Source organism: Listeria weihenstephanensis, assembly GCF_003534205.1.
Classification (GTDB): domain Bacteria; phylum Bacillota; class Bacilli; order Lactobacillales; family Listeriaceae; genus Listeria_A; species Listeria_A weihenstephanensis.
Window position 1 is genome coordinate 267,223 of record NZ_CP011102.1, and the last position, 23,314, is coordinate 290,536.

Here is a 23,314-nt window from a genome sequence, read left to right on the forward strand (position 1 = left end):
CATGAATTTCTCCAATGAAAGGAAGCGAACACGGGATGCGAAAAACAGCTTCAATTCCACTTTATGCGTTACTTATTGTTATGATTCACATAGTTGCGATTACACTATTATTGATCTATGTGAGAACAACACCGGCTTTACTTGCAAGTGCCATTCTTGCGTATACTTATGGGGCTAGACATGCCTTTGATGCGGATCATATCGTTGCGATAGACAACACGGTTCGCAAGTTAGTAAGTAAGAAAACAGATGGAAACGGCGTTGGATTTTTCTTCTCAATGGGGCATTCGACGGTAGTTATTTTAATGATTTTTGTCCTCATTTGGGTTACTGGGAAATTATCTGGTAAATGGGCATTTATTACGGATTATGGTCCTGCAATTGGCACGATTGTAGCGGGAACGTTTCTAATTTTAATTGCGATTTCGAATATTATTTCGTTGCGAAAATTGATACGAGCGGAACGGGCTGGAGTTGGGATGGACGAGGCTTTGGCATCGCGCGGCTTTATTGTACGCCTTGTAGAACCGCTAAATAAGTTCGTTACAAAAAGCTGGCATATTTACCCAATCGGTTTTTTATTTGGTTTGGGCTTTGATACCGCTACGGAAATCGGGCTGATTACGATTAGTGTGCAATCGAGTACGACGGTTTCGGCGCTGGGTTTGTTATGTTTACCACTATCATTTTTAGCAGGTATGTGTTTATTTGATACGTTGGATAGCATTATTATGAGTCAAACATACGGCTGGGCTTACGATAATCATAAACGGCGGTATCGCTATAATGTTATTGTGACAGTGATTTCCGTTGTTTCAGCAGTGATTGTTGGTAGTACGATCCTGCTGCAATTCTTACTTAGTTATACAAAACTGAATACGACGGTGAGCCATTTTATCGAGGGAATTGATTTTAATGGTTTTGGGATTACGCTGATGATTTCTTTCCTGGTTATCTGGCTTTGTGCGATGCTCATATCGAAATATCAAAAACGAACTTGATGTAGTTGGATTAAATTTTATAAGGAATATAAAAATAGTCCCAAAAATGAGTTAATCTATGGTAAAATTAATACTTAATATATTAAAGGGAGCTGTTTTAAAAATGGGATTTTCAGAAGCATTTAAAGCTTTTTGGGGGAACTATGTGAATTTTAGCGGAAGAGCTAGCCGTTCTGAGTACTGGTTTGCATGGCTTGCGATTTGGTTGATATTCTTTGTTCTTGGTATTCTTAGTTATGTTAGTGAATTTATTTATTATGTGGATGGGATATTAGCGTTAATCGTGTTTCTCCCAATGATCAGCCTTGGGGTTCGTCGTTTACATGATACAAACAAGAGTGGGTGGTTCATTTTAATGGCACTTATTCCGCTAGTTGGTTGGATCATCATGCTTGTCTTCTATTGTACAGCGGGAGACAAAGGCACGAACCGTTTTGGCGCAGATCCATTAGGAAAATAATAAAAAGAGATTGGGACAAAACTCTAGATAAAGCAAAATCGCCTATTCATTTACTTCGGGTAGGACGAAAGATTTTGCTTTACACAAATCGAGTGAAAGCGTTTGTATTCAGGGAGTTTGGTGGAAGCCGGAAGCGGAGTGTACGACTGTACATGAGTACCGGAAGTCCGCCAAACTCCCTGAATGCGAGCGCTTGTCGCCGATTTATCTGGGTTATGTCCCAGACTCTTTTTTTATTTCATCGGAGAAGCAATGATGCGCTCGTAGTTTTCAATTTTGTATTGTAATTCGCTTTCGACGCTAGTCAGGTTTTGGAGCTGTTCTTGAATAAATAGCTGGTGAGCTTGCAAGAGTTCGAGTCTTTGCCGCGCGGTATGCTCGCCTTCTAAAAATAATTCGGTATATTCTCTGATTTGAGCGATAGGCATTTGTGTAGCTTTCAATCGAATGACGAATTGAAGCCACTTAATATGCTGGTCATCAAAAGCCCGCTCTCCGTTTGCATTTCGTGATGGTGAGATAATCTTCTCTTTTTCATAATAACGCAATGTATAGGCGCTTAGACCGACCATTTTTGCGGTTTCTCCAATGGAATACATATAATTCCTCCTGACGCTTGACTTAGAGTTTACTATAAGGCTTATACTGCGACTATACCATAAAAATACGGCGAAAGCCATTGGAGGAATGAACATGAAATATACGGTGATTACGGGAGCAAGTTCAGGAATTGGTTATGAAACTGCATTGGCATTTGCAACGAGAGGAAAAAATCTTGTCATTGTGGCGCGCCGTGAAGAAGAGTTGGAGAAATTAAGAGCGGAAGTTGCGAAAATAAATGCAGATGTGGATGTTCAATTGCGAGTTTCTGATTTAACGATAGCAGAAAATGTGTATGGATTATATGAAAGTTTGAAAGATTTAGAGCTAGAAACGTGGATAAATAACGCTGGATTCGGTAATTTTGATACAGTTGGCGAACAAAGACTTTCTAAAATTGAATCGATGTTACAGCTCAATATTGAGGCGTTAACAATTCTTTCTTCTCTTTTTGTTCGAGATTATGCGGAAATTGCAGGTACGCAGTTGATTAATATATCATCTGGCGGCGGTTATACGATTGTTCCTAATGCCGTTACTTATTGCGCTACTAAATTTTATGTTAGTGCATTTACGGAGGGGTTGTCACATGAATTAAAAGCGAACAATGCTAAAATGAAAGCTAAAGTTTTAGCACCAGCTGCGACAGAAACCGAATTTGCGAAGCGTGCGCGTGATGAAAATGAATTCGAATATGAGGGTAGAGTCGCAAAATTCCATACGGCTAAAGAGATGGCAGGGTTTTTGCTGGATCTCTATGATAGTGAGAAAGTGCTTGGGATCGTGGATGGCTTCACTTATGAGTTCGAGTTAAAGGACCCGCAGTTTAATCATTATGCAGGTTAATATAGAGGGAAAACAGATTGCTTTGGGCGATCTGTTTTTTTAACACTTTGCATACGTGTTAATACGTGCTAATATAATGGTATAGAGAAATGGAGGTATGAGTATGCCGATAACTCCTAGAAAAATGGCGAGGTTATTGAAGAAGAATGGGTTCCAGCACGTTAGGACACAAGGTTCCCATATGTTCTTCAAGAATCCAGTAACAAACAGGGCGACTACGGTACCATACCATACCATACCATACCATACCATACCATACCATACCATACCATACCATAGCAAAACATTAGGTAGAGGATTAGAACAAGCAATTTTACAGCAAGCTGGTTTGAAGTAATATCCAATTTGAGAGGAGGAGTGTATGATGGAATTCCCGAAAAAGGTATATTATCCAGCGATTTATCATCCTGAAGAAGATGGCGGTTACTGGGTCTCGTTTCCTGATATTCCAGAAGTACTATCTGGGGGCAAGGATATTGCTACAGCAACAGAAATGGCGGAGGACGCGTTAGGTATTTATTTGTATGATCTGGAGGAGAATGGGGAGTCTCTTCCAACGGTGTCAAACCCAGGATATGTTTCTGTAGAGGAAGAAGGCGCGTTTATTGCGCTGATTGATTTTGATTATTTGGCGTATAAAGTTAAAAATGGAAGTCAGGCGGTTAAAAAGACGCTAACGATTCCATCTTGGTTGAACAGTTTAGCTGAGAAAGAGAATATTAATTTTTCACAGACGTTGCAAGAGAGTTTGAAAGAGAAGTTGAATGTATAATAAAAACGCTAGTTCGCGAAAATTGCCGAACTAGCGTTTATTTTTTATTCGAATTTACATTTGGTGAGTCCGCGTGATTGTGCATCTGATAAAGTGACTTGTGTTTCACCATTGGAATTGTTGAGGCCACGACAGCTTTGAGTGTAGTGATATCGTTTGCCAGTTGCTGTGATGTAAACCATTTCGCCTTGAGGTTGTTGTTCGGAAGCTTGGCGTTTTTGCTCGGCTTCTTTTGCTTCAGCAGCAGCGCGAGCGTTGGCACGATTTTTCGCATCTTCTGCCGCTTTTGCGTCAGCTACACGTTTTTCCTCTACTTTGCGGGCTTCTTCCGCGACACGAGCAGCTTCCACCCGTTGTTCCTCCGCTGCAACTGCGGCGAGTCGTTCTTGTTCTTTTTTCTGTTCGGCAGCGACTTTTGCTTCTGCGTCTTTTTTGTCCTGCTCGATTTTAGCTAGTTTTGTTTTATAAGTGGGATTGGCTTGGTATGTAATGTTTTGAGATTTGTCTTGGCCTTTCCAGGTCGTTGTAAGTACGGCGCTACCATCGGCGGGTACTTCGTTAATCGCGAATGAGAACTTACCGTCTGCATCGGATGTTGCCGTTTGGTCTGATTGGCCGTCTACTGTGAGTGTTAATTCAGCGTCAGGTTCTGTTTTCCCAGAGATCGTAACGGTCCCATTTTCATCGGATTCAAACGTGTCCGCGGTAGTGACTTTTAATGTAGGCGTTTTCTCTTGTTGCTTGGCTGGCTCCTCTTTGGTGAGCTCGTCACTGGTTCCACATCCAGCTAAAATAATGGCGACCATACCAACGGCTAAAAATAGTGACATCCCTTTTTTGAAGCTTTTCTTCTTAGTGAAAAGTGTTAGCAAGCCAATAAAAACGAAAATTAAAGCTAATTCTATCATTTTTGTATTCCTCCCTTTATATGTAAGTATACAGTATCACATGATAAAAGCAATATCTGGAAGTGAAAAATTATGGATTGTGAGTTAAAAAGTGAAAGAGGTTCATGGCGTTGATGCTATGAACCTCTTCTTTAGCCTTTTACGACGCCGAGTGTTTGTAGAGTTTTGGTTATTTCGACGAGATCAGTCTGGTTTTGCATGACTTCATCGATATTTTTATAGGCAAAACGGCTTTCTTCGGCGACGTCTAGGAGATTTTTCTTGCCGATTGCGATGTTTTGATCGTTTAGATCTTGCAACACGTCTTCCATCGGGAAATTGCTTTTAGCGCGGGTTCTGGAGAAATTTCGTCCAGCACCGTGCGAGGAGGAGTGGAAGCTTTCTGGGTTGCCAAGGCCACGAACAAGATAGCTTGTTGCGCCCATCGCGCCTGGAATGATGCCGAGTTCACCAATTCTTGCTCGTGTTGCGCCTTTGCGATGAACCCAGACGTTTTTGCCGTAATGGTTTTCGAGAGAGGCGTAGTTATGATGGCAGTTGATTTTATCGGTAAACGCAGGTGTTTTTTTGAGCTTTTTCTTGGCCTGTTTTGTGAAAATTTCCATTGTCGCTTGGAGCATGGCTTCGCGGTTTTCGAATGCGTAGTCAAGCGCGAGATTCATCCATTCGATGTAGGCCTTTCCTTCTTGTGAATCGGTTGGTAGGAAGGCAAGTCGGCTTCCTTCAGGTGTTTCGCTGAGCCATTGGTTGTTAAGTTTTACGGCGAGTTTTTGAAAGTGTTGGCAAATTTGGGCGCCGAGATGGCGGCTTCCAGAGTGGAGCATGATGCCGAGATAGCCGTTTTCGTCTTTTTGGAATTCGATGAAATGGTTTCCGCCGCCGAGTGTGCCAACTTGATAGTAGGCGTTTTCGAGTAGTTCCGCTGCGTTTGGCAGGAGTTCGTAATGGTCTTTTTGTGCGAATGCCATGTCGATGACGGCGGATTTTTGGGCTTCGCGGTGACGTGCTTTGCCTACTGGAATGGTGAATAGTGTTTCGTTCACGACGCTTTGGATGAAATTCTTGGTGAGTTCGCTTTCGTGGATATCGGTTTGGACGTAACACATGCCGCATCCGATATCCATGCCAACTGCGTACGGAACGATCGTGTTTTCTGTGGCCAGAACACCGCCGATTGGCATACCTGCGCCGAGATGGGTGTCAGGCATGAGGGCGAGCCATTTGTAGACGAATGGAAGGTTCGCGATTTGCTTTGCTTGCTCGAAGCATCCATCCTCGATTGCCGATTGGTCTGACAGCCATATTTTGATTGGTTTCTTGGTTTCATTTTTTTCGTAGTAAGTAAACATTGTCATTTCCTCATTTCTGGTTTATGGTTTTAGTATAGAGAATTTGCGCGGGTTTATCTTATAAAAAAAGGTGCGAACGGGGGACAAAATGGCAAAATCGTTTAATGAGTTGATTAAAAATTTCGCAGTGATTAGGAATTATGTGCGGGAATTTTATGTGTATGGGTTTAAGCAACGGGAGGATTTCACGGCGAAAAGTGGTCGGAGTTATGATAATGAGCGGCGCCGGATTGAGAGTTATTTGCGGGAGTATGTGGAGGTTGAGCAGCAGAGGAATGGGAAGGCGTTGCGGTTGTTTATTGATCCGAATGAGGTGACGGAGAATCCGATGTTTGCGGTCTGGCAGGCGAAGAGTTTTACGAAGAATGATATTTTTCTGCATTTTGTGTTGATGGATATTTTCAAGGAAGGCGAGGCGTATTCGGTGAACCAGGTGCTGGCGCGGATTGATGCGGATTATTTGGTGTATTTTCAGGACGGATTTATGGTGGAGGCGCTGACGTTACGGAAAAAATTGGCGGAGTATGTGGAGCTTGCTGTGTTGCGACGGGAAACGCGTGGACGGGAGATTTATTTTTCGCGGGTGGCGAGTGTGAGGTTGTCGGGCCGGGCGTTGCGAGCGGTGCAATTTTTTAAGGAGATGGCGCCGCTTGGTGTGTTGGGGCATTATTTGTTGCAGCAGGAGGACGCGATGGATGCGGTGTTTAGTTACAAGCACTATTTTGTGATGCATACGTTGGAGGAGCAGGTGTGCTTGGATTTATTGCTGGCGATGAGGGAGGAGCGCTGGGTGATGTTGACGCGGTTCGGGCGAGAGCGGGCGATGCGATTTATGCCGGTGAAGGTGCTCGTGAGCGGGCAATCGGGACGGCGTTATGTTGTTGGAAAATCGAAGGCGGGACAGTTTTTTGCGTTTCATCGGCTGGATCAGATTGAGCGGGTGGAGATGGCGGAGGTTGCGACGGATTTCGTGATGGAAAAGGAGCATTTTGATGAGGTTCGAAAATTTATGTGGAGCGCGGGATTTGATCGGCGAGTGGTGCATCAGTTGCGCGTGACGCTTGTGATTGATGAGATTCGCGAGGCGTATATGTTGGATCGGATTCGGATGGAAGGGCGACATGGGACGTTGGTGCGTTTGACTTCGAAGCGGTTTGTATTTGAGATTGCGACGTATGATTTGAATGGGATGAAACCATTTTTACGGACGCTTGTGGGGCGGATTGAGAGTTTGGATTCGGGAGATCCGGCTTGGGAACGGCAGTTTTATGCGGAGATTGCGGATATGTATCGGCTTTATTTTGAGGAGGGGACGACGGTTGGAGATATTTAATGAGATTTACGGAACGTATTACCGCGTTGTTCAGGAGATTTTGGCGCAGAAACGGGGATTGACGCGGCAGGAAATGACGGAGATTGTGCGGGAGCGGGGGTTCGATGAGAGTGGGCTTCATTTGTTACCGCAGTTGATGGATCAGTGGCATTTGATGGTGGAGCAGGATGCAGGAGTTTATGCGGGGATTCTGAAACGGGATTGGATGCCGGTGCAGGGGATTTTGGAGAAGCGGTGGTTGAAGACGGTATTGCGTGATCCGCGGATGGGGTTGTTTTTGACGGATGATGAGATCGCAGGGTTCGAGCGGGATCTGGGCGCATATGATGTGTTATTTGATGTGGATACGATTTGGTGTTTTGACCAGTTTCGGGATGGGGATGCTTATTTGGAACCGGGATACAGGGCGCGATTTGGACTTGTTTTGCAGGGATTGGAGGAGAAGCGGGAGCTGGAATTGGAGTATCAGGTGAGGGACGGAGAACGGATGACGGGGACTTTTTTGCCGTTTCGATTGGAGTTTTCGCAGAAGAATGATAAGTTTCGGTTGCTTTGTTTTCGAAAGGGAGATTTGAAGCCGTTTACGCTGAATTTGGCGAAGGTTGTGGACGTGCGGGTTGGGACGCGGATGGATGTGGTATTGCCAGAGCATAAGGCGGAGCTGGTGATGGTGACATGTTTGGTTGTGGACCACCGGAATGCGGTCGATCGGGCGCTGATTCATTTTGCGGATTATAAGAAAAAGGCGTTTCGGACGGAGCGCGAGAATGTGTTTGAGCTCGTGATTTATTGTACGCGAGGGGATTTGACGGAACTTGTGATTCAAATTTTGTCATTTGGTCCGATGATGCAGGTGCTGGAACCGGCGAGTGTTGTTGGGGAAGTGAAGCGGAGGCTTGAACGGCAACTACAATTGTAAAACAAAAATGGGGAGGAACATGCGTCGCTATCGGGCTTGTTTTTTGGTACAATGAACGAAAGAATATACATAGAAATTGGAGGAATGGGATTATGGCTTTGAAGGATTTGCAGAATGGCTCGGATATTAGAGGAATCGCGATTGAAACGGATAAACAGGAAGTGACCTTGACGGATGAACGGGTTGGCAAAATTGCGATTGGTTTCGCGGCTTGGTTGCGTGATGTGAAGGGCGCGAAAGAGCATGCGAGTGTGGCGATTGGACATGATAGCAGGTTGTCTGCGACGCGTATTAAGACGGCGCTTACGGCGGGTTTGACGGAAGCTGGGATCGATGTTGTTGATGTTGGTTTGGCAACGACGCCGGCGATGTTTATGGCGACGCAATATGAGGATTACCAATGTGATGCGGCGATTATGATTACGGCGAGCCATCTTCCTTATTTCTACAATGGATTGAAATTGTTCACGCGTGATGGTGGCGCGGAGCACGAGGATATTGATTTTATAATGGCAAATGTGGATAAGGTTCACGTTGCGAGTGCGACTGGGAAGGTCATAAATAAGCCGTTATTGGAAGTGTATGCGGCAGATTTAGTTAGCAAAATTCGAAATGGAATTGATGATCGGGCGGATTTTGAGAAACCGCTTGCTGGGAGTCATATTGTTGTGGACGCGGGAAATGGCGCGGGTGGATTTTTTGCGACGGAAGTTTTGGCGAAGTTGGGCGCGGACATTACGGGAAGCCAGTTCTTGGATCCTGATGGCAGATTTCCGAATCATATTCCGAATCCGGATAACAATGAAGCAATGGCAAGTTTGCGGGGCGCTGTGATGTCAAATAAGGCTGATTTGGGTGTTATTTTTGATACGGATGTGGATCGGGCTGCGATTGTAGATCGTGACGGGGAGAGTCTGAATCGAAATCCGCTGATTGCAGTGATTTCGGCGATTGTTTTGGAGGAATATCCAGGAACGACGATCGTGACGGACTCAACAACTTCGACGCATCTGGAAAAATTCATCGAAGGGCTTGGCGGAAAACAGCACCGATTTAAGCGTGGTTATCGAAACGTGATTAATGAGGCGATTCGCTTGAATGAAGCGGGAACACCTAGTGAGATTGCGATCGAGGTTAGTGGTCATGCGGCTTTGAAGGAGAACTATTTCTTGGATGATGGCGCTTATTTAATCGCGAAAATCCTGATGCGTTATGCGAAACTGCGTAAAGACGGGAAAGATTTGGCGGATTTGACGCGAGATTTGAAGGTTCCTGCGGATAATGATGAGGTCCGTTTATCGATTTTGGCAAGCAATTTTAAGGGGTATGGGCTGGAAGTTTTAGAAGATTTTAAGGCGTTTGTTGCTAAAACGGACGATTTGGAATTGGAGCCTGTAAACAAGGAAGGCGTAAGGGTGAACACGAGTGGCGCGCTGGGAAATGGCTGGTTCTTGTTACGTATGAGTTTACATGAGCCGGTAATGCCAGTAAACTTAGAGAGTGATGACGTGGGCGGAGTGGAAAAAATGAAGGTGATGTTGCAAGATTTCTTCGGGCAATACGCGGAAATCGACAGTTCGAGCCTACAAAAATAACCTAATAGAAGGAATGAGACGTATGATCGATATACATTGCCACATCTTGAATCAGTTGGATGACGGACCGAAAACAGAAACGGGCAGTCTTGCCATGGCACAACAAGCAATAGCAGAGGGTTTCACGGATATCATTGCAACACCGCATCATTTGAAAGGTGATTATTTTAATCTACGCCCTTCTGTGGCGGAGCATGTGGCGGAGTTGAATGAAGCCATTAAAGACAATGGTATGGAGCTGACGGTGCATGTTGGGCAGGAAGTGAGACTGCACGGCGAAATTATTGAAGGTTTGAAAAATGGCGATTTAGCCTCGCTTGCGGGGAGTCGTTACGTGCTGATTGAGTTTCCAACGCAGAGCATTCCTGTTTTTACGGAGCAATTATTTTATGATTTGCAGATGGCTGGATATGTGCCGGTGATTGCCCATCCTGAGCGAAATTTTGAGATTATGGATAATCCTGAGCGTTTGTATGATTTTGTGTCGCACGGTGCTTTGGCGCAGTTGACATGGGGGAGTTTGGACGGCAAGTTCGGGAAAAAATCGAAAAAATCGAGTGAGATACTGCTTGAAAATCAGCTGGTTCATTTTTTGGCAACGGATGCGCATGATACGGTTAGGCGGCCGTTGTTGCATCAGGGAATTGAGGAGCGATTGGTGAGGAAGATTGGCTCGGAATATGTGGAATACTTAAAAGGAAATGGCGCCAATGTACTTAAAAATGATTTGATTGTAGCGGAAGATTACTCGATGCCATCGCAAAAACGATTTTTCTTGTTTTAAGAGGGAGAATGTCATATGAAAAAATGGATTACCGCTGTTGTAGGTATTATTTTTGTGGGGTGCTTAGTTCTTTTTTCTGATAGGACAAAAGCGGATGATGAAACGACAAAACTAAATATTGGCGTTCTTGGTTCGTATGCGCTGGATCCAAAGCTTTTTGAGATGCATAGAATTGAGGAGAATGGCCTGTCTTCTAGAAATTTTGATGCGATTTTGGTTACGAAAGATTATATCAATGACGCAGATCAGGAAAGCTTGAAGGCGCAATTGAGAGCGGTGAAGTTGCCGATATTATTTGCGGATTTTGGAGATAAGAGTTCGCTTGCTTTTATGAATACGGAGTTGCATTTAGCGGATATTGAAATGCTGGGGAAAGCTGAAATTCAAATGTTTTACGTTGCGCCAAATGGTGAACATGCGACTTATGGAATTTTTGAAACGGATGAGGTCTCGGTGAAGCAATTGAATCAAGCGGTTGAATTGGTTCCTCGGGTTAAGAATTTGAAGGAGTGGGAAGTGGAGATGGCTTCAATGGCGGTAGAATGATAGAGTTTACTTTTCTTTTGGATTCGCGGGAAAGTTTAAAGCAGTCGGATGAAATAGAGCTAGAGATCTTCCACTCCCTTTTTGATAAGGAATTTCTAGAGAGTTACCATTTCGTAATGGAGGAACAAATCGTTTTGGACGTGTTTTATTTAGAAGACTCGCTAGAACCATTCCTCGAAAATGAGGCGGTCATAGGCTTATTGAAGAAGGACGGTACGAAGGCTTTACCTATTACGCTCAAAGACGGAGAGATCATTAAGTCGAAGAAACTTTTGAGTGTGGATGAATGCGCAGAAATATTCGACATGGGGATATTTATACAGTATTCTGATGGTTGATAGAAAGAAATCTTAGAGCTCCTAGTGTGAAAGGGAGCTTTTTGTATATCTGCCAAATTTTCCGATCATTTTTTATACGATTCTCTAAAAATTGTCTTTTTTAACAGCAGACATCACTTTCTTACAACGTCAAATCATGGTATAATCAAACGAAACGCATAGTCGTAAACAACCATTTCATTAGTGAAGTGGTTTAATTGGTTGAGGAGAGACGTTATGAAAATGATTGTTGGACTCGGAAATCCGGGTAAAAAATATGATCGCACTAGGCACAATGTCGGTTTTATGGTCGTTGATGAGCTTAGTTTTAGATACCAAACGCCTTGGAAGAAGTCGAAATTTAATGGCATGACGAGTAGTATTGTTGTGAATGGTGAGAAAATGTTGCTCGTGAAACCGTTAACTTTTATGAATCTTTCGGGGGAATGTGTGCGTCCGTTGATGGATTACTACGATATTCCTGTGGAGGATGTGCTGATTGTTTATGATGATCTGGACTTGCCAACTGGGAAAATTAGATTGAGACAAAAAGGCAGCGCTGGTGGGCATAATGGGATGAAGTCATTGATTCAACACCTGAAAACGCAGGAATTTAATCGGATTCGTGTAGGCGTGGATCGTCCTGTGAACGGGGATATTATTAATTATGTGCTCGGCGATTTTCCGAAATCGGAACAGGCAGATATTATCGAGGCAATTCAGAAGAGTGCGGATGCCGTCGAAGCTTGGTCAAATAAGAGTTTTACTGAGGTTATGAACCAATTTAATTAGGAGATAATCGCCGGACTTTTTCGGCGTGTAATTTAGATGGAAAATTCAGAAAAAAGGAGGCCTTTTAGTGTGAAAGGATTGCAACAGCTTGTCTATGAACAAAAAGATATTCGTGGCGTTATTAAGGAATTAGAAGAGAAGGGGAAATCACAATTAGTAACGGGGCTTTCGGGTTCGAGTCGAGCGTTATTTGCCAGTGTTATTGAGGGCGGGACGCAGCGGCCAGTTATTTTTGTGACACATAATTTATATCATGCTCAGAAATTATATGATGATTTATCGACACTTGTTGACGCGGATCGTCTTTACTTATATCCAGCCGATGAGTTGATTTCGTCGGAACTTAGTATCTCAAGCCCAGAACTTCGGGGGCAACGTGTGGAGGTACTACAATTTTTGCTGTCTAGAAAACCGGGAATCGTGATTGTGCCAGTGTCTGGGATGCGCAAAATTTTGCCGCCGGTTTCGATTTGGGAAAAGTATAATATTTCGCTTGTTCAAGGCTCGGAAATTGATCCAGAAGCGTTGCAGAGCCAGCTTGTAACGATGGGATATTCGAGAAGTGACATGGTTAATACGCCCGGTGAATTCAGTGTGCGTGGTGGGATCATCGATATTTATCCGATTACGGAGGAACACCCGATTCGGATGGAATTATTTGATACGGAAGTGGAATCGTTACGCTTTTTTGATGTGGATTCGCAGCGTTCGATCCAGTCGGTGGAAGAGTTTAGATTGGTTCCTGCGACGGAGATTTTGCTGGAACCGGCATTTTTCCCTGATTTGGTGAAGCGGGTGGAGAAGAAATTGGCGGCGACGCTGAAGCAGATGGCGGGCGAGAAGGAAAAACAACAACTCGTGGAGAACTTGGAAGAGGATTTGGAATTGCTTCGTGACGGGCAAAAACCAGACATGTTTTTCAAGTACATCGGATTATGCTATCCTGATCCAGCCTCATTGCTTGATTATGTCCCGCAAAATTCGATTTTGTTATTTGATGAGTTTGCGCGGATTCAAGAAACGGATGAGCGACTAGAAAAAGAAGAAGCAGAGTGGCAAACGGAGACGCTAGAACGTTTGGAGACGGTTCGTGATACGAAGATGAGTCATAATTTCCGAGCGCTTTTGGAGACGGATCGGTTGTCGCGTGTTTATTTATCGTTATTCCAAAAAACGCCGAACAGTGTGCGGATTGCGAAGATGACGAATATTGTTTATAAACAAATGCAACAATTCCATGGTCAGATGAGTGTTTTGAAGACAGAGATGGATAGCTGGGCGAAAAATAACTATGCAGTCGTAATTTTGGCGCCGTCGATGGAACGTGCGAAGAAAATGAAGCAAACACTTGAAGATTACGAGATGGAAAGCGTTATTTTAAAAGATGAGTCAGAGGTTCCGAAGTTTGGCCAGACGCAATTTGTGTTGGGAAGTCTTCAGAATGGATTCGAATTACCGCTTGCAAAAGTTGTTTTTATCAGTGAGACAGAGCTTTTTAATAAGAAACAGCAGAAGCCGAAGAAACGCCAAAAGTTGTCGAATGCGGAGCGTATTCAGAGTTATTCGGAGCTGAAGGTTGGCGATTATGTCGTTCACGTGAATCACGGGATTGCGCGCTATGTAGGGATGGAGACGCTCGATATTAAAGGCGTGCATAAAGATTATTTGCTGCTTATGTATCAAGGTGAGGACAAATTATTTATCCCTGTAGAGCAGCTGGAGCTCGTGCAAAAATATGTTGGTTCGGAAGGTAAGGCGCCGAAGTTGAATAAGCTTGGTGGCGCGGAGTGGAAACGTGTGAAAACGCGGGTTCAGGCTTCTGTGCAAGATATTGCGGATGATTTGATTAAGTTGTACGCGGAACGTGAGGCGGAGCGCGGTTATGGCTATAGTCCTGACGGCGAAATGATGCGTGAATTTGAGGATGCTTTTCCATATCAAGCGACGGAGGATCAGCTGCGTTCGATCATGGAAATTAAGAAAGATATGGAACGCGAACGGCCGATGGATCGCTTGCTTGTCGGGGACGTTGGTTACGGGAAAACGGAAGTCGCGCTACGTGCGGCGTTTAAGGCGATGATGGACGGGAAGCAAGTGGCATTCTTAGTGCCGACAACGATTCTGGCGCAGCAACATTATGAAACAATGAAAGAACGATTCCAAGGTTTCCCCATCGAGGTTGGGTTGCTAAGCCGATTCCGAACGCGCAAACAACAAAATGAGACGCTAAAAGGTTTGAAGTCTGGACACGTGGATATAGTAGTTGGAACGCATCGCCTGCTTTCAAAAGACGTGGAATATCATGATTTAGGGTTCCTAGTTATTGATGAAGAACAGCGATTCGGCGTGACGCATAAGGAAAAAATCAAGCATATAAAGACGAAAGTAGATGTGTTGACGCTTACTGCGACGCCAATTCCGCGGACGCTACACATGTCGATGCTCGGTGTTCGTGATTTGTCTGTTATTGAGACACCGCCGGCCAACAGATTCCCAGTTCAGACATACGTTGTGGAGCAGAATAATGTGCTGATACGTGAGGCGATTGAACGAGAGCTCGCGCGTGACGGTCAAGTTTTCTTCCTGCATAATCGTGTGGATTCGATTCTTCAAAAAGCAGATGAGATCAAGATGTTGGTTCCCGATGCACGTGTTGCTGTAGCGCATGGTCAGATGTCGGAAACGGAGCTTGAGTCTGTCATTTTGAGTTTCCTTGAGGGCGAATATGATGTATTGGTCACAACGACGATCATCGAAACGGGTGTGGATATCCCGAATGTAAATACATTATTTGTTCAAAACGCAGATCATATGGGACTTTCCCAACTGTATCAATTACGTGGTCGTGTCGGTCGTTGGAACCGGATTGCCTATGCGTATTTCATGTACCAGAAGGATAAAATTTTGCGGGAAGAGGCTGAGAAAAGGTTGCAGGCCATTAAAGAATTTACGGAGCTTGGTTCCGGATTCAAAATTGCGATGCGCGATTTGTCGATTCGTGGAGCAGGTAACATTTTAGGATCTCAACAGCATGGCTTTATTGACTCGGTTGGTTTTGATTTATACTCGCAAATGTTGCAAGAAGCTATTGCAGCGCGTCAACCTAAGGATGAACATGAGAAAATTGTTCCTGTTGAAATCGATATTACGGTGGATGCCTATATTCCAGAGCATTATATTCAAGATGGTCGCCAAAAAATTGAGATGTACAAGCGTTTCCGAACGGTTCTTGATATGGAGGATCTAGAAGAATTGCGTTCAGATATGACGGATCGCTTCGGCGAATATCCCGAGCAAGTCGAATATCTATTCACGATTACCGAGCTGAAAGTATATGCGATGCGGGTTGGGATTGAGTCGATCAAGCAAGAGGCGACGAAAGTTACGATTCAATTCTCAGAAGAGGGCACGCAAAATATGCGCGGTGATATGGTGATGCAAGTCATCGGTGAATATGGTCGTCAGATTGGCGTGGGTATGGACGGTCAGCAGCTGAGAATCACGGTTAATGTGGGCGCGAAACCACTTCAAGAATGGCTATTCGAGCTAAAAACGTTGACGGATAAACTGTCGGAAGCGAAAAAAGAAATAGCAGAATTAAAAACAGAGTAATGTGATACGAAATTTATTGATAGAGGCGGTGACGTACAAATGGCTCAAAAAACAATGCAGAACTTAATGAAGGGCGCTGTTTGGTTAACACTTGCGTCACTGCTTTCTAAAATACTAAGCGCTGTTTACCGAATCCCTTTCCAGAACATGGTTGGGGATATCGGTTTTTATATTTTTCAACAAGTGTATCCGATTTATGGGATTGCGATGACGCTGGCGCTTGCTGGGTTTCCGATTATTGTCTCGCGGATGATAGCGGAAGAAAATGATCCCGAAAAACGAGAAACAATTTTTCAATCAGCGTTACAAGTTATGATTGGTGTTGGACTCGTGTTTTTTATCGCGATTTTCTTCGGTGCCGAGTTTATTGCCCGCGTCATGGGAGACGTTCATCTGAGCGTATTGATTCGCGTCATTAGCTTTGCCTTTCTACTCATGCCGTTTTTAGCAAGTTTACGCGGCTTTTTCCAAGGGCATGAACAAATGATGCCAACCGCGATATCCCAGACAATTGAGCAGCTCGTGCGCGTTGTTATTATTATCGGTGGCGCGACAGGAGCCGTAGCACTTGGATGGAACCTCTACATGACTGGTGCCGTAGCGATGAGCGGAGCAGTGGTTGGTGGCTTAGGCGCGTTCGGAACTTTGCTATATTTCTACGTACGTAACAAACCTGAGAAAATTAAGTTTACTAAAAAATGGGCCAGTCCTGCGTTTGTGAAGCAATTTCTGGCACAGAGTATCGCGGTTTGTACGACTAGTGCGATGTTAATCTTATTTCAGCTCCTCGATTCCTTCCAAGTTTACCGTCTTATGCGTTCATCTGGAATCGACGCAGCAACAGCGAAGTCACTAAAAGGAATTTACGATCGCGGTCAGCCGTTGCTACAACTAGGTTTAGTATTATGTATGGGGCTCGCATTAGCAATCGTACCAATGATCACAGCGGCAAAAGCGCGTGGCGAAACGAAAGAATTACGCCGTTCCGTACTCTTAATCATCAAGCTAACAATCCTGCTTTCAGGTGCCGCCACACTCGGCCTAATCGCGATTATGCGTCCGACAAATCAGATGCTCTTTGAAACAGCCTCTGGAACTGGCGTTTTACAAGTATTCATTTTATCGCTGTTTCTAAGCTCGCTAATCGTCACCATGAGTAGCATTTTGCAAGGATTCGGAAATATGGCCGGGCCCGCCGTCGCCGTTTGCGTCGGACTTGCCGTCAAACTCGCAACAAACGCCATGCTCGTTCCGCGATTTGCCACATACGGCGCATCATGGTCAACCGTCATTGGGCTCGGCGCGACACTTATCATCTGCTACATACTGCTAAAGCGCCAACTCCCAATCCCGTTCATCCGTAAAAACATGATCGGCTGGGCATTACTAGCTTTTGCAGCGATGATCGTCCTCCCCGTTTTCTGGGAAGCATTCTGGCCATTCACAAGCCGCATCGGCAGCGCAATCCAAGCCTTACTCGGAGCGCTCATCGGAGGCGTCATCTTTTTCTATTGCCTCATCAAATTCAAGTTACTCACAACACGCGATCTAGTATTCATGCCATTTGGCTCGAAACTGCTATGGCTCGCCAACAAAATTCATAAAAGATAGTTGCAATTCCTTACCAATCATGCGAAGATAAAGATAAATTTCACTGACAAAGGATGGATGCACTTATGGCAGATTCAATGCGTTTAGATAAGTTTTTAAAAGTATCACGATTAATTAAACGGCGTACCGTAGCGAAAGAAGTTGCCGAAAAAGGCCGCATTTCCGTTAATGGCACCGTTGCAAAACCAGGAACGAACGTCAAAGCAGGCGACGAACTTGTCATCAAATTTGGACAAAAAACAGTCACTGCTCAAATTGATCGCTTAGAAGAAAACGCACGCAAAGAAGTCGCGACAGAAATGTACACGATTTTAAAAGAAGAACGCAAAGACGAAGAATAAATAGGGAATCGAGTTTGAGACGCACGATGGTTTCAAGCTCTTTTTTCACATTTTGAGGAGGAAAACCAATGAAAGCCATCATGTACGTTGCTCACGGAAGCCGCCTACCCGAAAAAAACCGCGAATTCCGAGTTTTTGTAGAAAAAATCATGCAGAAAAGACTAGAATCATGCCAAAAAATCGCTTTTCTAGAAAAAGAAGACGAAACCATGGTGCTCGTTGGGGGAGCGATGATCAGAGCAGGAGCAACGGAGATTACAGTCGTGCCAATGCTCCTATTCCCAGCGATGCACGCTACAAAAGACATTCCAGAACACGTTGCAAATCTGCGCGCAAAGCATCCAGACGTGGCTTTCCGAATCGCCGACACATTTGGTGCTGAACCAGAAACAATCGCCGTCGCAGCATCACGAATCCGCGCCGCCGATCCAGGCCCAGACGCGAAAATCCTCGTTATCGCTCATGGAAGTGCCTCCTACGCTGAACCACGAAAGCAGATGGAATCGGTTGTCGCGCAACTCGGCAATAATGTTTCGCTAGGCATGCTTCACGGCGAGCCGAATTACAAACAAGTCGCCACGGAACTGGCCGCTACAAACCAAAACATTTACTGGATGCCATATTTCCTTTTCAAGGGCCAGCTCGTCGATAAAATCCGCGCAGGAATCACCGAAGTAAGCGAGGCGTGGCGCGAAACAGACTGTCTCAATCTAGATCCAGAGCTCGCAAACGCAGTCCTCCGCAAAATCGAGGAAGTGAGTCCATGACAAACGTTGGCTATCCAGTCCTCCTCCAACTCACAAACAAAAAAGTCGCGATCATCGGCGGCGGCAAAATCGCAACCAAAAAAGCACATAATTTGCTTCCAACTGGCGCTACGATAACAGTTATAGCACCAACGTTTACCGAAGAACTACAACAAATGCCCGTCCAGCGAATCACTGGAAATTACGAAGCATCGCACATAAAAGACGCGCTCCTCATTTTCTGCTGCACAAACGATCCAAAAGTAAACGCGCAGATCACGCATGACGCATTACCACACCAACTAGTCAACGATTGCACAGATAAATCCAGATCCGACTTTTTCAACATGGCAACCGTCCAAAAAGAAGACCATCTGATCGCGATTTCCACACACGGCAGTAACCCAACTAGATCCAAGGAAATCCGCAGAATAATCGAACGGAGCGCTGATTTTTAAGCGCTTTTTCAGTGTTTTCCCTAATATGGTATCTTACCGAACTCCTGTATAATTAAGACATCTAAATTCGCAATCATTTGTGCATTAATTCACAAAAAACAGGAGGAAAAAACATGCCCAAACAAAAACTACTCATGATCGGCAACGGAATGGCTGGCGTACGAACGATCGAAGAAATACTAGACCGCGACCCAGAAAAATACGACATTACAATCATCGGCGACGAGCCACATCCAAACTACAATCGCATCATGCTATCTAATATTCTACAGAACAAAATGACGCCATCCGAAATTATCCTGAACGACGAAACATGGTACGCATCCAATAACATCACGCTACATACAGACGAAAAAGCGATATTAATCGATCGCCACACAAATACAGTCACCACAACAAAACGAAATATTAGCTACGATAAACTTATTTTAGCGACTGGATCAAGAGCATTTATCCTCCCAATTCCAGGCGCCGATTTAGAAGGTGTTCTCGGATTCCGAACAATCGCCGACACTGAAAAAATGATAGAAACCTCTAAAAAATATGAACGAGCTACCGTCATTGGCGGTGGTCTACTTGGCTTAGAAGCAGCACGTGGCCTTCTTGATCAAGGTATGGATGTCACCGTTATCCATCTCGCAGACTGGCTGATGGAAACCCAACTCGACGCCAAAGCAGGTGAACTTTTAAAAGCAGATCTAGAAAAACAAGGCATGAAATTTCTCATGCAAAAAGCGACCGCGAAAATCATTGGGAAATCGCGCGTCACAGGTTTGGCATTTAAAGATGGCACACAAATCGAGACGGACCTCGTAGTCATGGCAATTGGTATCAAACCAGAAATTGAACTAGCCCAACATGCCAATCTACCGACAGGGCGCGGCATCGTAGTTGACGACTTCCTGAACACCGCCGATCCAGATATTTTTGCCGTTGGAGAATGCGCGGAACATAATGGTATCGCGTATGGTCTTGTAGCCCCACTTTACGAACAAGGAAAAGTACTCGCCGATCATCTTTGCGGCATTGAAAACAAAGGCTACCGTGGCAGTAAAATGTTCACCCAACTTAAAGTTTCTGGTTGCGACCTTTTCTCAGCTGGCGATATCAAAGAAACAGCAGACATCAAAGGCGTCACCATTTTCAATAGCATCGAAAACAAATATAAAAAAATCTTTATGCGCGATGAAAAACTAGTCGGCGTCGTGCTTTACGGTGATACAACAGAAGGCAACCGTCTTTATAATCTACTCAAAAAAGAAGAAGAACTAACCGACTTCACGCTCGTTTCACTGCTCCATAAATCAGGCGAATCAGAAAACGTGAGCGTCGCAGAAATGCCAGACGACGAATCCGTATGTGGCTGTAATGGCGTCACAAAAGGCGATATCACGCGCGCCATCACTGACAAAGGTCTGACCACAATCGGCGAAGTTACTGCGCACACCAAAGCCGGCGGATCTTGTGGGAAATGTAAACCAATTATCGGGGATATTCTTGAACACACACTTGGCGATGACTTCGTAAGCGCTGCACCAGCAGGAATTTGCGGATGTACCGACCTAACGCGCGATCAACTCATCATCCAAATCCGCGCGAAACAACTACAAACCGCAAAAGAAGTCCGTCACGTCCTAGCGTTCCGCAACCCAGAAGGCTGCTCGAAATGCCGCCCAGCACTCAATTACTATCTCAATATGATCTGGCCGCAAACACACGCCGACGAACCAGAAAGCCGCTACGTCAACGAAAGACTACATGCTAACATCCAAAATGACGGCACCTATTCGGTCATTCCGCGCATGTACGCAGGCCAAACAGACCCACAACAACTCATCAAAATCGCCAAAGTTGCCGAAAAATATAACGTTCCACTGCTAAAATTAACAGGCGGACAACGCATCGGCCTATACGGCGTCAAAAAAGAAGACCTCCCGAAAATCTGGGAAGAACTCGACATGCGCTCCGGTTTTGCATACGGAAAAACATTGCGTACCGTTAAATCCTGCGTCGGCTCGAAATTCTGCCGTTTTGGAACCCAAGACGCACTCGCACTTGGCGAAGCCTTAGAACGCCAATTCGAATTTGTCGATACACCGCATAAATTTAAAATGGGCGTTTCCGGTTGTCCAAGAAGTTGCGTCGAATCCGGCGTGAAAGATTACGGCATCATCTGCGTCGAAAACGGCTATCAAATCTACATCGGTGGAAACGGCGGAACAGAAGTCAAAGAAGCACAGCTCCTAACCACCGTCGCAACCGAACAAGAAGTACTCGACATTTGTAGCGCCTTCGTTCAATATTACCGCGAAACAGGCGTCTACATGGAACGAACCGCGCCATGGCTCGAACGGATGGGCATGGAACACGTCCGCGAAATCATTTTGGACCCAACCGAACAAGCAAAATTAAAAGACACGCTCGCCGAAGCACTTGCAGGCCGCGACGACCCATGGAAACAAGTTTTAGAAGACGAAGAAAAACAAAAACTATACCACGTAGAAAGAGTGTGACCCGGAATGGAGAAAAAATATATAGCAGACTTAGAAAATTTGACACCGCTCATCGGCCGCGAAATTATCATGGATGGCACGACGATAGCGCTATTCCGGCTAACAGACGACAGCGTAAAAGCGATCGAAAACCGCTGCCCGCATAAAAACGGTCCACTAGCAGAAGGCACCGTGTCAGGAACCAACGTTTTCTGTCCACTTCACGACTATAAAATCTCTCTAGAAACAGGAGTAGTCGCAGCTCCCGACGAAGGCTGCGTCAAAACGTATGAAACTGTAATCGAAAACGGCAAAATTTACTTGGTCACAGCACTATGACAAATGTGTATCTCATCGGCGCAGGCCCAGGCGATCCAGGACTCCTAACGATCAAAGGTCGGCGCCATCTGGAAACCGCAGATATCATCATTTACGACCGTCTCGTCAACCCGATACTGCTCTATCTAGCCAAAAAAGACGCTGAATTCCTATACTGCGGCAAGCTTCCACACCATCACACCATGCGCCAAGAACAGATCAACGCAGCTATCATCGCGAACGCCGCTCAAGGCAAAAAAGTAGTCCGTCTTAAAGGTGGCGATCCAGCTATCTTTGGACGCGTTGGCGAAGAAATGACCGCGATATCAAATGCTGGGCTCACCTATCAAGTCATCCCAGGCATCACATCGAGCTCAGCCGCGTCCATTTACGCAGGAATTCCCTTAACACATCGCGATCACAACGCGCACGTGACCTTCGCAACGGGGCATCAAAAAAATAACGCGCTTACCGAACTGGACATGACAACACTAGCCCAAGGAGGCACACTCGCGTTTTACATGGGAATCGAAAACCTCCCACACATCTGCGAAAAAATCACAAGCCAACCAGACCTATCCAAGCTCCCGATTGCAATCATCGAATGGGGCACACTCGGCCGCCAAAAAGTACAAATCGGAACCATCGCAACCATCGAAGCCGAACTAGCCAAAACAACACTAAGCAATCCAGCCATGATCATCATCGGAAACGTTGTCACAGAACGCACAGGACCTGCTTGGTTTGAACAAACACCATTGTTCGGCAAACGCTTCGTGTTAGCGTCCAAAACCGGCCTAACCTTCGATCAACTATGCGAATACACGGAACTTGGCGTGGACATTTACGCCCTCCCAGCACTCAGCGCTCAAGATTCGCGGTTCGACGACATTACTAAGCGTGTCTTATCCGAGCAAAAATGGGATGGCATCATGTTGCATGACGATATCCCAGCTTCAATTTTGCAAGAAGAATTGGCACGATTGGGCATAAATGAAACTTTTCACATATTCCGAAATTTCGATCCACATGTTATTCTAGAGGTGTAGCCAAGGAGGAATGACATTTGATGAAAGAACAAGATATAGCAAGTGAACTAATCGATATACGACTGCAGTTGGGGCTTGATTTCGTTGGTATTGCAACGGCTGTAGCTGGAGAAGCACAAAAAGAAATACGCTGGAAATACGTGGCGGGGAATCGTAATAATCGCTATCAGAAAATCGTCCTCCAAGTCGGAAAAGGTATCGCTGGAATTGTTTGGCGGACCGCACGGCCAATCATTGCCGAAGATCTGAAAAACGATCGACTCGCGCCACTACAAGAATATCCAATCGCGCTAACCGAAAATCTGGCCAGTATCATCGCCGTGCCAATCATGTCAGACGGCTCGGTCATAGGTGTTATGCTCGGCGGGTATCGTAAAGTGACGCAAATAAAAGAAACAACCATTGATGCTTTTCGAATCACTGCTGATAAAATGCAACAAAGTCTACAGAACATAAAGGAATGAT

At 45.1% G+C, this 23,314-nt stretch carries 24 protein-coding genes; 21 read left to right on the forward strand and 3 right to left on the reverse strand.

Features of this window, described 5'->3' with window-relative positions:
* Nucleotides 1-35 precede the first annotated feature (35 nt).
* On the forward strand, nucleotides 36-1,001 hold the full coding sequence (locus UE46_RS01205) for a HoxN/HupN/NixA family nickel/cobalt transporter (protein WP_036063529.1): 966 nt from the start codon (nucleotides 36-38) through the stop codon (nucleotides 999-1,001).
* Nucleotides 1,002-1,104: 103 nt separating this feature from the next.
* The gene (locus tag UE46_RS01210) at nucleotides 1,105-1,461 is read left to right on the forward strand and encodes a DUF805 domain-containing protein (RefSeq protein WP_036063528.1); all 357 of its coding nucleotides are present in this window, start codon (nucleotides 1,105-1,107) and stop codon (nucleotides 1,459-1,461) included.
* A 233-nt stretch (nucleotides 1,462-1,694) separates the two neighbouring features.
* Here the strand turns inward: UE46_RS01210 and UE46_RS01215 are convergent, their stop codons facing one another.
* Entirely contained in the window at nucleotides 1,695-2,060 is a 366-nt protein-coding gene (locus tag UE46_RS01215) for a MerR family transcriptional regulator (protein ID WP_036063527.1), read from the reverse strand.
* 94 nt (nucleotides 2,061-2,154) lie between these two features.
* On the opposite strand from UE46_RS01215, the gene UE46_RS01220 reads away from it, so the two are divergent.
* From UE46_RS01220 to UE46_RS01230, 3 genes are all read left to right on the forward strand, one after another.
* Nucleotides 2,155-2,907 (forward strand): SDR family NAD(P)-dependent oxidoreductase, encoded by a 753-nt coding sequence (locus UE46_RS01220; RefSeq protein ID WP_036063526.1) that lies wholly within the window; start codon nucleotides 2,155-2,157, stop codon nucleotides 2,905-2,907.
* A 124-nt stretch (nucleotides 2,908-3,031) separates the two neighbouring features.
* A complete protein-coding gene (locus UE46_RS01225) occupies nucleotides 3,032-3,244 on the forward strand; it encodes a type II toxin-antitoxin system HicA family toxin (RefSeq protein ID WP_233231009.1) in 213 nt (70 codons plus the stop codon).
* Between the two features lie 24 nt (nucleotides 3,245-3,268).
* Nucleotides 3,269-3,679, forward strand: a complete 411-nt coding sequence (locus UE46_RS01230) for a type II toxin-antitoxin system HicB family antitoxin (protein WP_199897195.1) — start codon at nucleotides 3,269-3,271, stop codon at nucleotides 3,677-3,679.
* Between the two features lie 44 nt (nucleotides 3,680-3,723).
* On the opposite strand, the gene UE46_RS01235 is transcribed toward UE46_RS01230, so the two are convergent.
* Together UE46_RS01235 and UE46_RS01240 are read right to left on the reverse strand one after the other, a co-directional pair.
* Complete coding sequence (locus UE46_RS01235) at nucleotides 3,724-4,587, reverse strand: hypothetical protein (RefSeq protein WP_118907347.1); 864 nt, start codon at nucleotides 4,585-4,587, stop codon at nucleotides 3,724-3,726.
* Between the two features lie 131 nt (nucleotides 4,588-4,718).
* The gene (locus UE46_RS01240; RefSeq protein ID WP_036063521.1) at nucleotides 4,719-5,936 is read right to left on the reverse strand and encodes an RtcB family protein; all 1,218 of its coding nucleotides are present in this window, start codon (nucleotides 5,934-5,936) and stop codon (nucleotides 4,719-4,721) included.
* Nucleotides 5,937-6,024: 88 nt separating this feature from the next.
* On the opposite strand from UE46_RS01240, the gene UE46_RS01245 reads away from it, so the two are divergent.
* The 16 genes from UE46_RS01245 (at nucleotide 6,025) to UE46_RS01320 (ending at nucleotide 23,313) form a co-directional block, all read left to right on the forward strand.
* Nucleotides 6,025-7,269, forward strand: coding sequence for a WYL domain-containing protein (locus tag UE46_RS01245; protein ID WP_036063519.1), 1,245 nt, complete (start codon nucleotides 6,025-6,027; stop codon nucleotides 7,267-7,269).
* The gene (locus UE46_RS01250; RefSeq protein WP_233230962.1) at nucleotides 7,256-8,188 is read left to right on the forward strand and encodes a WCX domain-containing protein; all 933 of its coding nucleotides are present in this window, start codon (nucleotides 7,256-7,258) and stop codon (nucleotides 8,186-8,188) included. Before UE46_RS01245 ends, UE46_RS01250 begins: the two co-directional genes overlap by 14 nt.
* A gap of 92 nt (nucleotides 8,189-8,280) precedes the next feature.
* Complete coding sequence (locus tag UE46_RS01255; RefSeq protein ID WP_118907349.1) at nucleotides 8,281-9,783, forward strand: phosphohexomutase domain-containing protein; 1,503 nt, start codon at nucleotides 8,281-8,283, stop codon at nucleotides 9,781-9,783.
* Nucleotides 9,784-9,796: 13 nt separating this feature from the next.
* A complete protein-coding gene (locus tag UE46_RS01260) occupies nucleotides 9,797-10,567 on the forward strand; it encodes a tyrosine-protein phosphatase (protein WP_149024145.1) in 771 nt (256 codons plus the stop codon).
* Nucleotides 10,568-10,582: 15 nt separating this feature from the next.
* Nucleotides 10,583-11,113, forward strand: a complete 531-nt coding sequence (locus tag UE46_RS01265; protein ID WP_036059846.1) for a hypothetical protein — start codon at nucleotides 10,583-10,585, stop codon at nucleotides 11,111-11,113.
* Entirely contained in the window at nucleotides 11,110-11,451 is a 342-nt protein-coding gene (locus tag UE46_RS01270; protein ID WP_036059845.1) for an arsenic metallochaperone ArsD family protein, read from the forward strand. Before UE46_RS01265 ends, UE46_RS01270 begins: the two co-directional genes overlap by 4 nt.
* 216 nt (nucleotides 11,452-11,667) lie before the next feature.
* The gene (gene pth / locus UE46_RS01275; RefSeq protein WP_036059844.1) at nucleotides 11,668-12,222 is read left to right on the forward strand and encodes an aminoacyl-tRNA hydrolase; all 555 of its coding nucleotides are present in this window, start codon (nucleotides 11,668-11,670) and stop codon (nucleotides 12,220-12,222) included.
* A 69-nt stretch (nucleotides 12,223-12,291) separates the two neighbouring features.
* A complete protein-coding gene (gene mfd / locus UE46_RS01280; protein ID WP_036059843.1) occupies nucleotides 12,292-15,834 on the forward strand; it encodes a transcription-repair coupling factor in 3,543 nt (1,180 codons plus the stop codon).
* Nucleotides 15,835-15,873: 39 nt separating this feature from the next.
* Nucleotides 15,874-17,445, forward strand: a complete 1,572-nt coding sequence (locus UE46_RS01285; protein WP_036059842.1) for a putative polysaccharide biosynthesis protein — start codon at nucleotides 15,874-15,876, stop codon at nucleotides 17,443-17,445.
* Nucleotides 17,446-17,522: 77 nt separating this feature from the next.
* The gene (locus tag UE46_RS01290; protein WP_324604073.1) at nucleotides 17,523-17,786 is read left to right on the forward strand and encodes an RNA-binding S4 domain-containing protein; all 264 of its coding nucleotides are present in this window, start codon (nucleotides 17,523-17,525) and stop codon (nucleotides 17,784-17,786) included.
* Between the two features lie 68 nt (nucleotides 17,787-17,854).
* Nucleotides 17,855-18,553, forward strand: a complete 699-nt coding sequence (locus UE46_RS01295) for a sirohydrochlorin chelatase (protein ID WP_036059840.1) — start codon at nucleotides 17,855-17,857, stop codon at nucleotides 18,551-18,553.
* Nucleotides 18,550-18,990 carry a precorrin-2 dehydrogenase/sirohydrochlorin ferrochelatase family protein gene (locus UE46_RS01300; protein ID WP_036059839.1) on the forward strand — a complete coding sequence of 147 codons (441 nt, stop codon included), beginning with the start codon at nucleotides 18,550-18,552 and terminating at the stop codon, nucleotides 18,988-18,990. The genes UE46_RS01295 and UE46_RS01300 overlap by 4 nt, the downstream gene beginning before the upstream one ends.
* Nucleotides 18,991-19,103: 113 nt before the next feature.
* Nucleotides 19,104-21,503 (forward strand): nitrite reductase large subunit NirB, encoded by a 2,400-nt coding sequence (gene nirB, locus UE46_RS01305; protein ID WP_118907350.1) that lies wholly within the window; start codon nucleotides 19,104-19,106, stop codon nucleotides 21,501-21,503.
* Nucleotides 21,504-21,509: 6 nt separating this feature from the next.
* Nucleotides 21,510-21,821 (forward strand): nitrite reductase small subunit NirD, encoded by a 312-nt coding sequence (nirD, locus tag UE46_RS01310; protein WP_036059838.1) that lies wholly within the window; start codon nucleotides 21,510-21,512, stop codon nucleotides 21,819-21,821.
* The gene (gene cobA, locus UE46_RS01315; protein ID WP_051492842.1) at nucleotides 21,818-22,849 is read left to right on the forward strand and encodes a uroporphyrinogen-III C-methyltransferase; all 1,032 of its coding nucleotides are present in this window, start codon (nucleotides 21,818-21,820) and stop codon (nucleotides 22,847-22,849) included. The genes nirD and cobA overlap by 4 nt, the downstream gene beginning before the upstream one ends.
* A gap of 20 nt (nucleotides 22,850-22,869) precedes the next feature.
* Nucleotides 22,870-23,313, forward strand: a complete 444-nt coding sequence (locus UE46_RS01320) for a GAF domain-containing protein (RefSeq protein ID WP_036059837.1) — start codon at nucleotides 22,870-22,872, stop codon at nucleotides 23,311-23,313.
* Nucleotide 23,314 lies beyond the last annotated feature (1 nt).

Coding starts and splice junctions, on each gene's coding strand:
- UE46_RS01265 (WP_036059846.1), top strand. CDS start 10,583: ATGAAAAAATGGATTACCGCTGTTGTAGGTATTATTTTTGTGGGGTGC.
- pth (WP_036059844.1), top strand. CDS start 11,668: ATGAAAATGATTGTTGGACTCGGAAATCCGGGTAAAAAATATGATCGC.
- UE46_RS01255 (WP_118907349.1), top strand. CDS start 8,281: ATGGCTTTGAAGGATTTGCAGAATGGCTCGGATATTAGAGGAATCGCG.
- nirB (WP_118907350.1), top strand. CDS start 19,104: ATGCCCAAACAAAAACTACTCATGATCGGCAACGGAATGGCTGGCGTA.
- UE46_RS01240 (WP_036063521.1), bottom strand. CDS start 5,936: ATGTTTACTTACTACGAAAAAAATGAAACCAAGAAACCAATCAAAATA.
- UE46_RS01245 (WP_036063519.1), top strand. CDS start 6,025: ATGGCAAAATCGTTTAATGAGTTGATTAAAAATTTCGCAGTGATTAGG.
- UE46_RS01205 (WP_036063529.1), top strand. CDS start 36: ATGCGAAAAACAGCTTCAATTCCACTTTATGCGTTACTTATTGTTATG.
- UE46_RS01235 (WP_118907347.1), bottom strand. CDS start 4,587: ATGATAGAATTAGCTTTAATTTTCGTTTTTATTGGCTTGCTAACACTT.
- UE46_RS01260 (WP_149024145.1), top strand. CDS start 9,797: ATGAGACGTATGATCGATATACATTGCCACATCTTGAATCAGTTGGAT.
- cobA (WP_051492842.1), top strand. CDS start 21,818: ATGACAAATGTGTATCTCATCGGCGCAGGCCCAGGCGATCCAGGACTC.
- UE46_RS01230 (WP_199897195.1), top strand. CDS start 3,269: ATGATGGAATTCCCGAAAAAGGTATATTATCCAGCGATTTATCATCCT.
- UE46_RS01220 (WP_036063526.1), top strand. CDS start 2,155: ATGAAATATACGGTGATTACGGGAGCAAGTTCAGGAATTGGTTATGAA.
- nirD (WP_036059838.1), top strand. CDS start 21,510: ATGGAGAAAAAATATATAGCAGACTTAGAAAATTTGACACCGCTCATC.
- UE46_RS01320 (WP_036059837.1), top strand. CDS start 22,870: ATGAAAGAACAAGATATAGCAAGTGAACTAATCGATATACGACTGCAG.
- UE46_RS01270 (WP_036059845.1), top strand. CDS start 11,110: ATGATAGAGTTTACTTTTCTTTTGGATTCGCGGGAAAGTTTAAAGCAG.
- UE46_RS01300 (WP_036059839.1), top strand. CDS start 18,550: ATGACAAACGTTGGCTATCCAGTCCTCCTCCAACTCACAAACAAAAAA.
- UE46_RS01290 (WP_324604073.1), top strand. CDS start 17,523: ATGCGTTTAGATAAGTTTTTAAAAGTATCACGATTAATTAAACGGCGT.
- UE46_RS01210 (WP_036063528.1), top strand. CDS start 1,105: ATGGGATTTTCAGAAGCATTTAAAGCTTTTTGGGGGAACTATGTGAAT.
- UE46_RS01295 (WP_036059840.1), top strand. CDS start 17,855: ATGAAAGCCATCATGTACGTTGCTCACGGAAGCCGCCTACCCGAAAAA.
- UE46_RS01225 (WP_233231009.1), top strand. CDS start 3,032: ATGGCGAGGTTATTGAAGAAGAATGGGTTCCAGCACGTTAGGACACAA.
- UE46_RS01215 (WP_036063527.1), bottom strand. CDS start 2,060: ATGTATTCCATTGGAGAAACCGCAAAAATGGTCGGTCTAAGCGCCTAT.
- UE46_RS01285 (WP_036059842.1), top strand. CDS start 15,874: ATGGCTCAAAAAACAATGCAGAACTTAATGAAGGGCGCTGTTTGGTTA.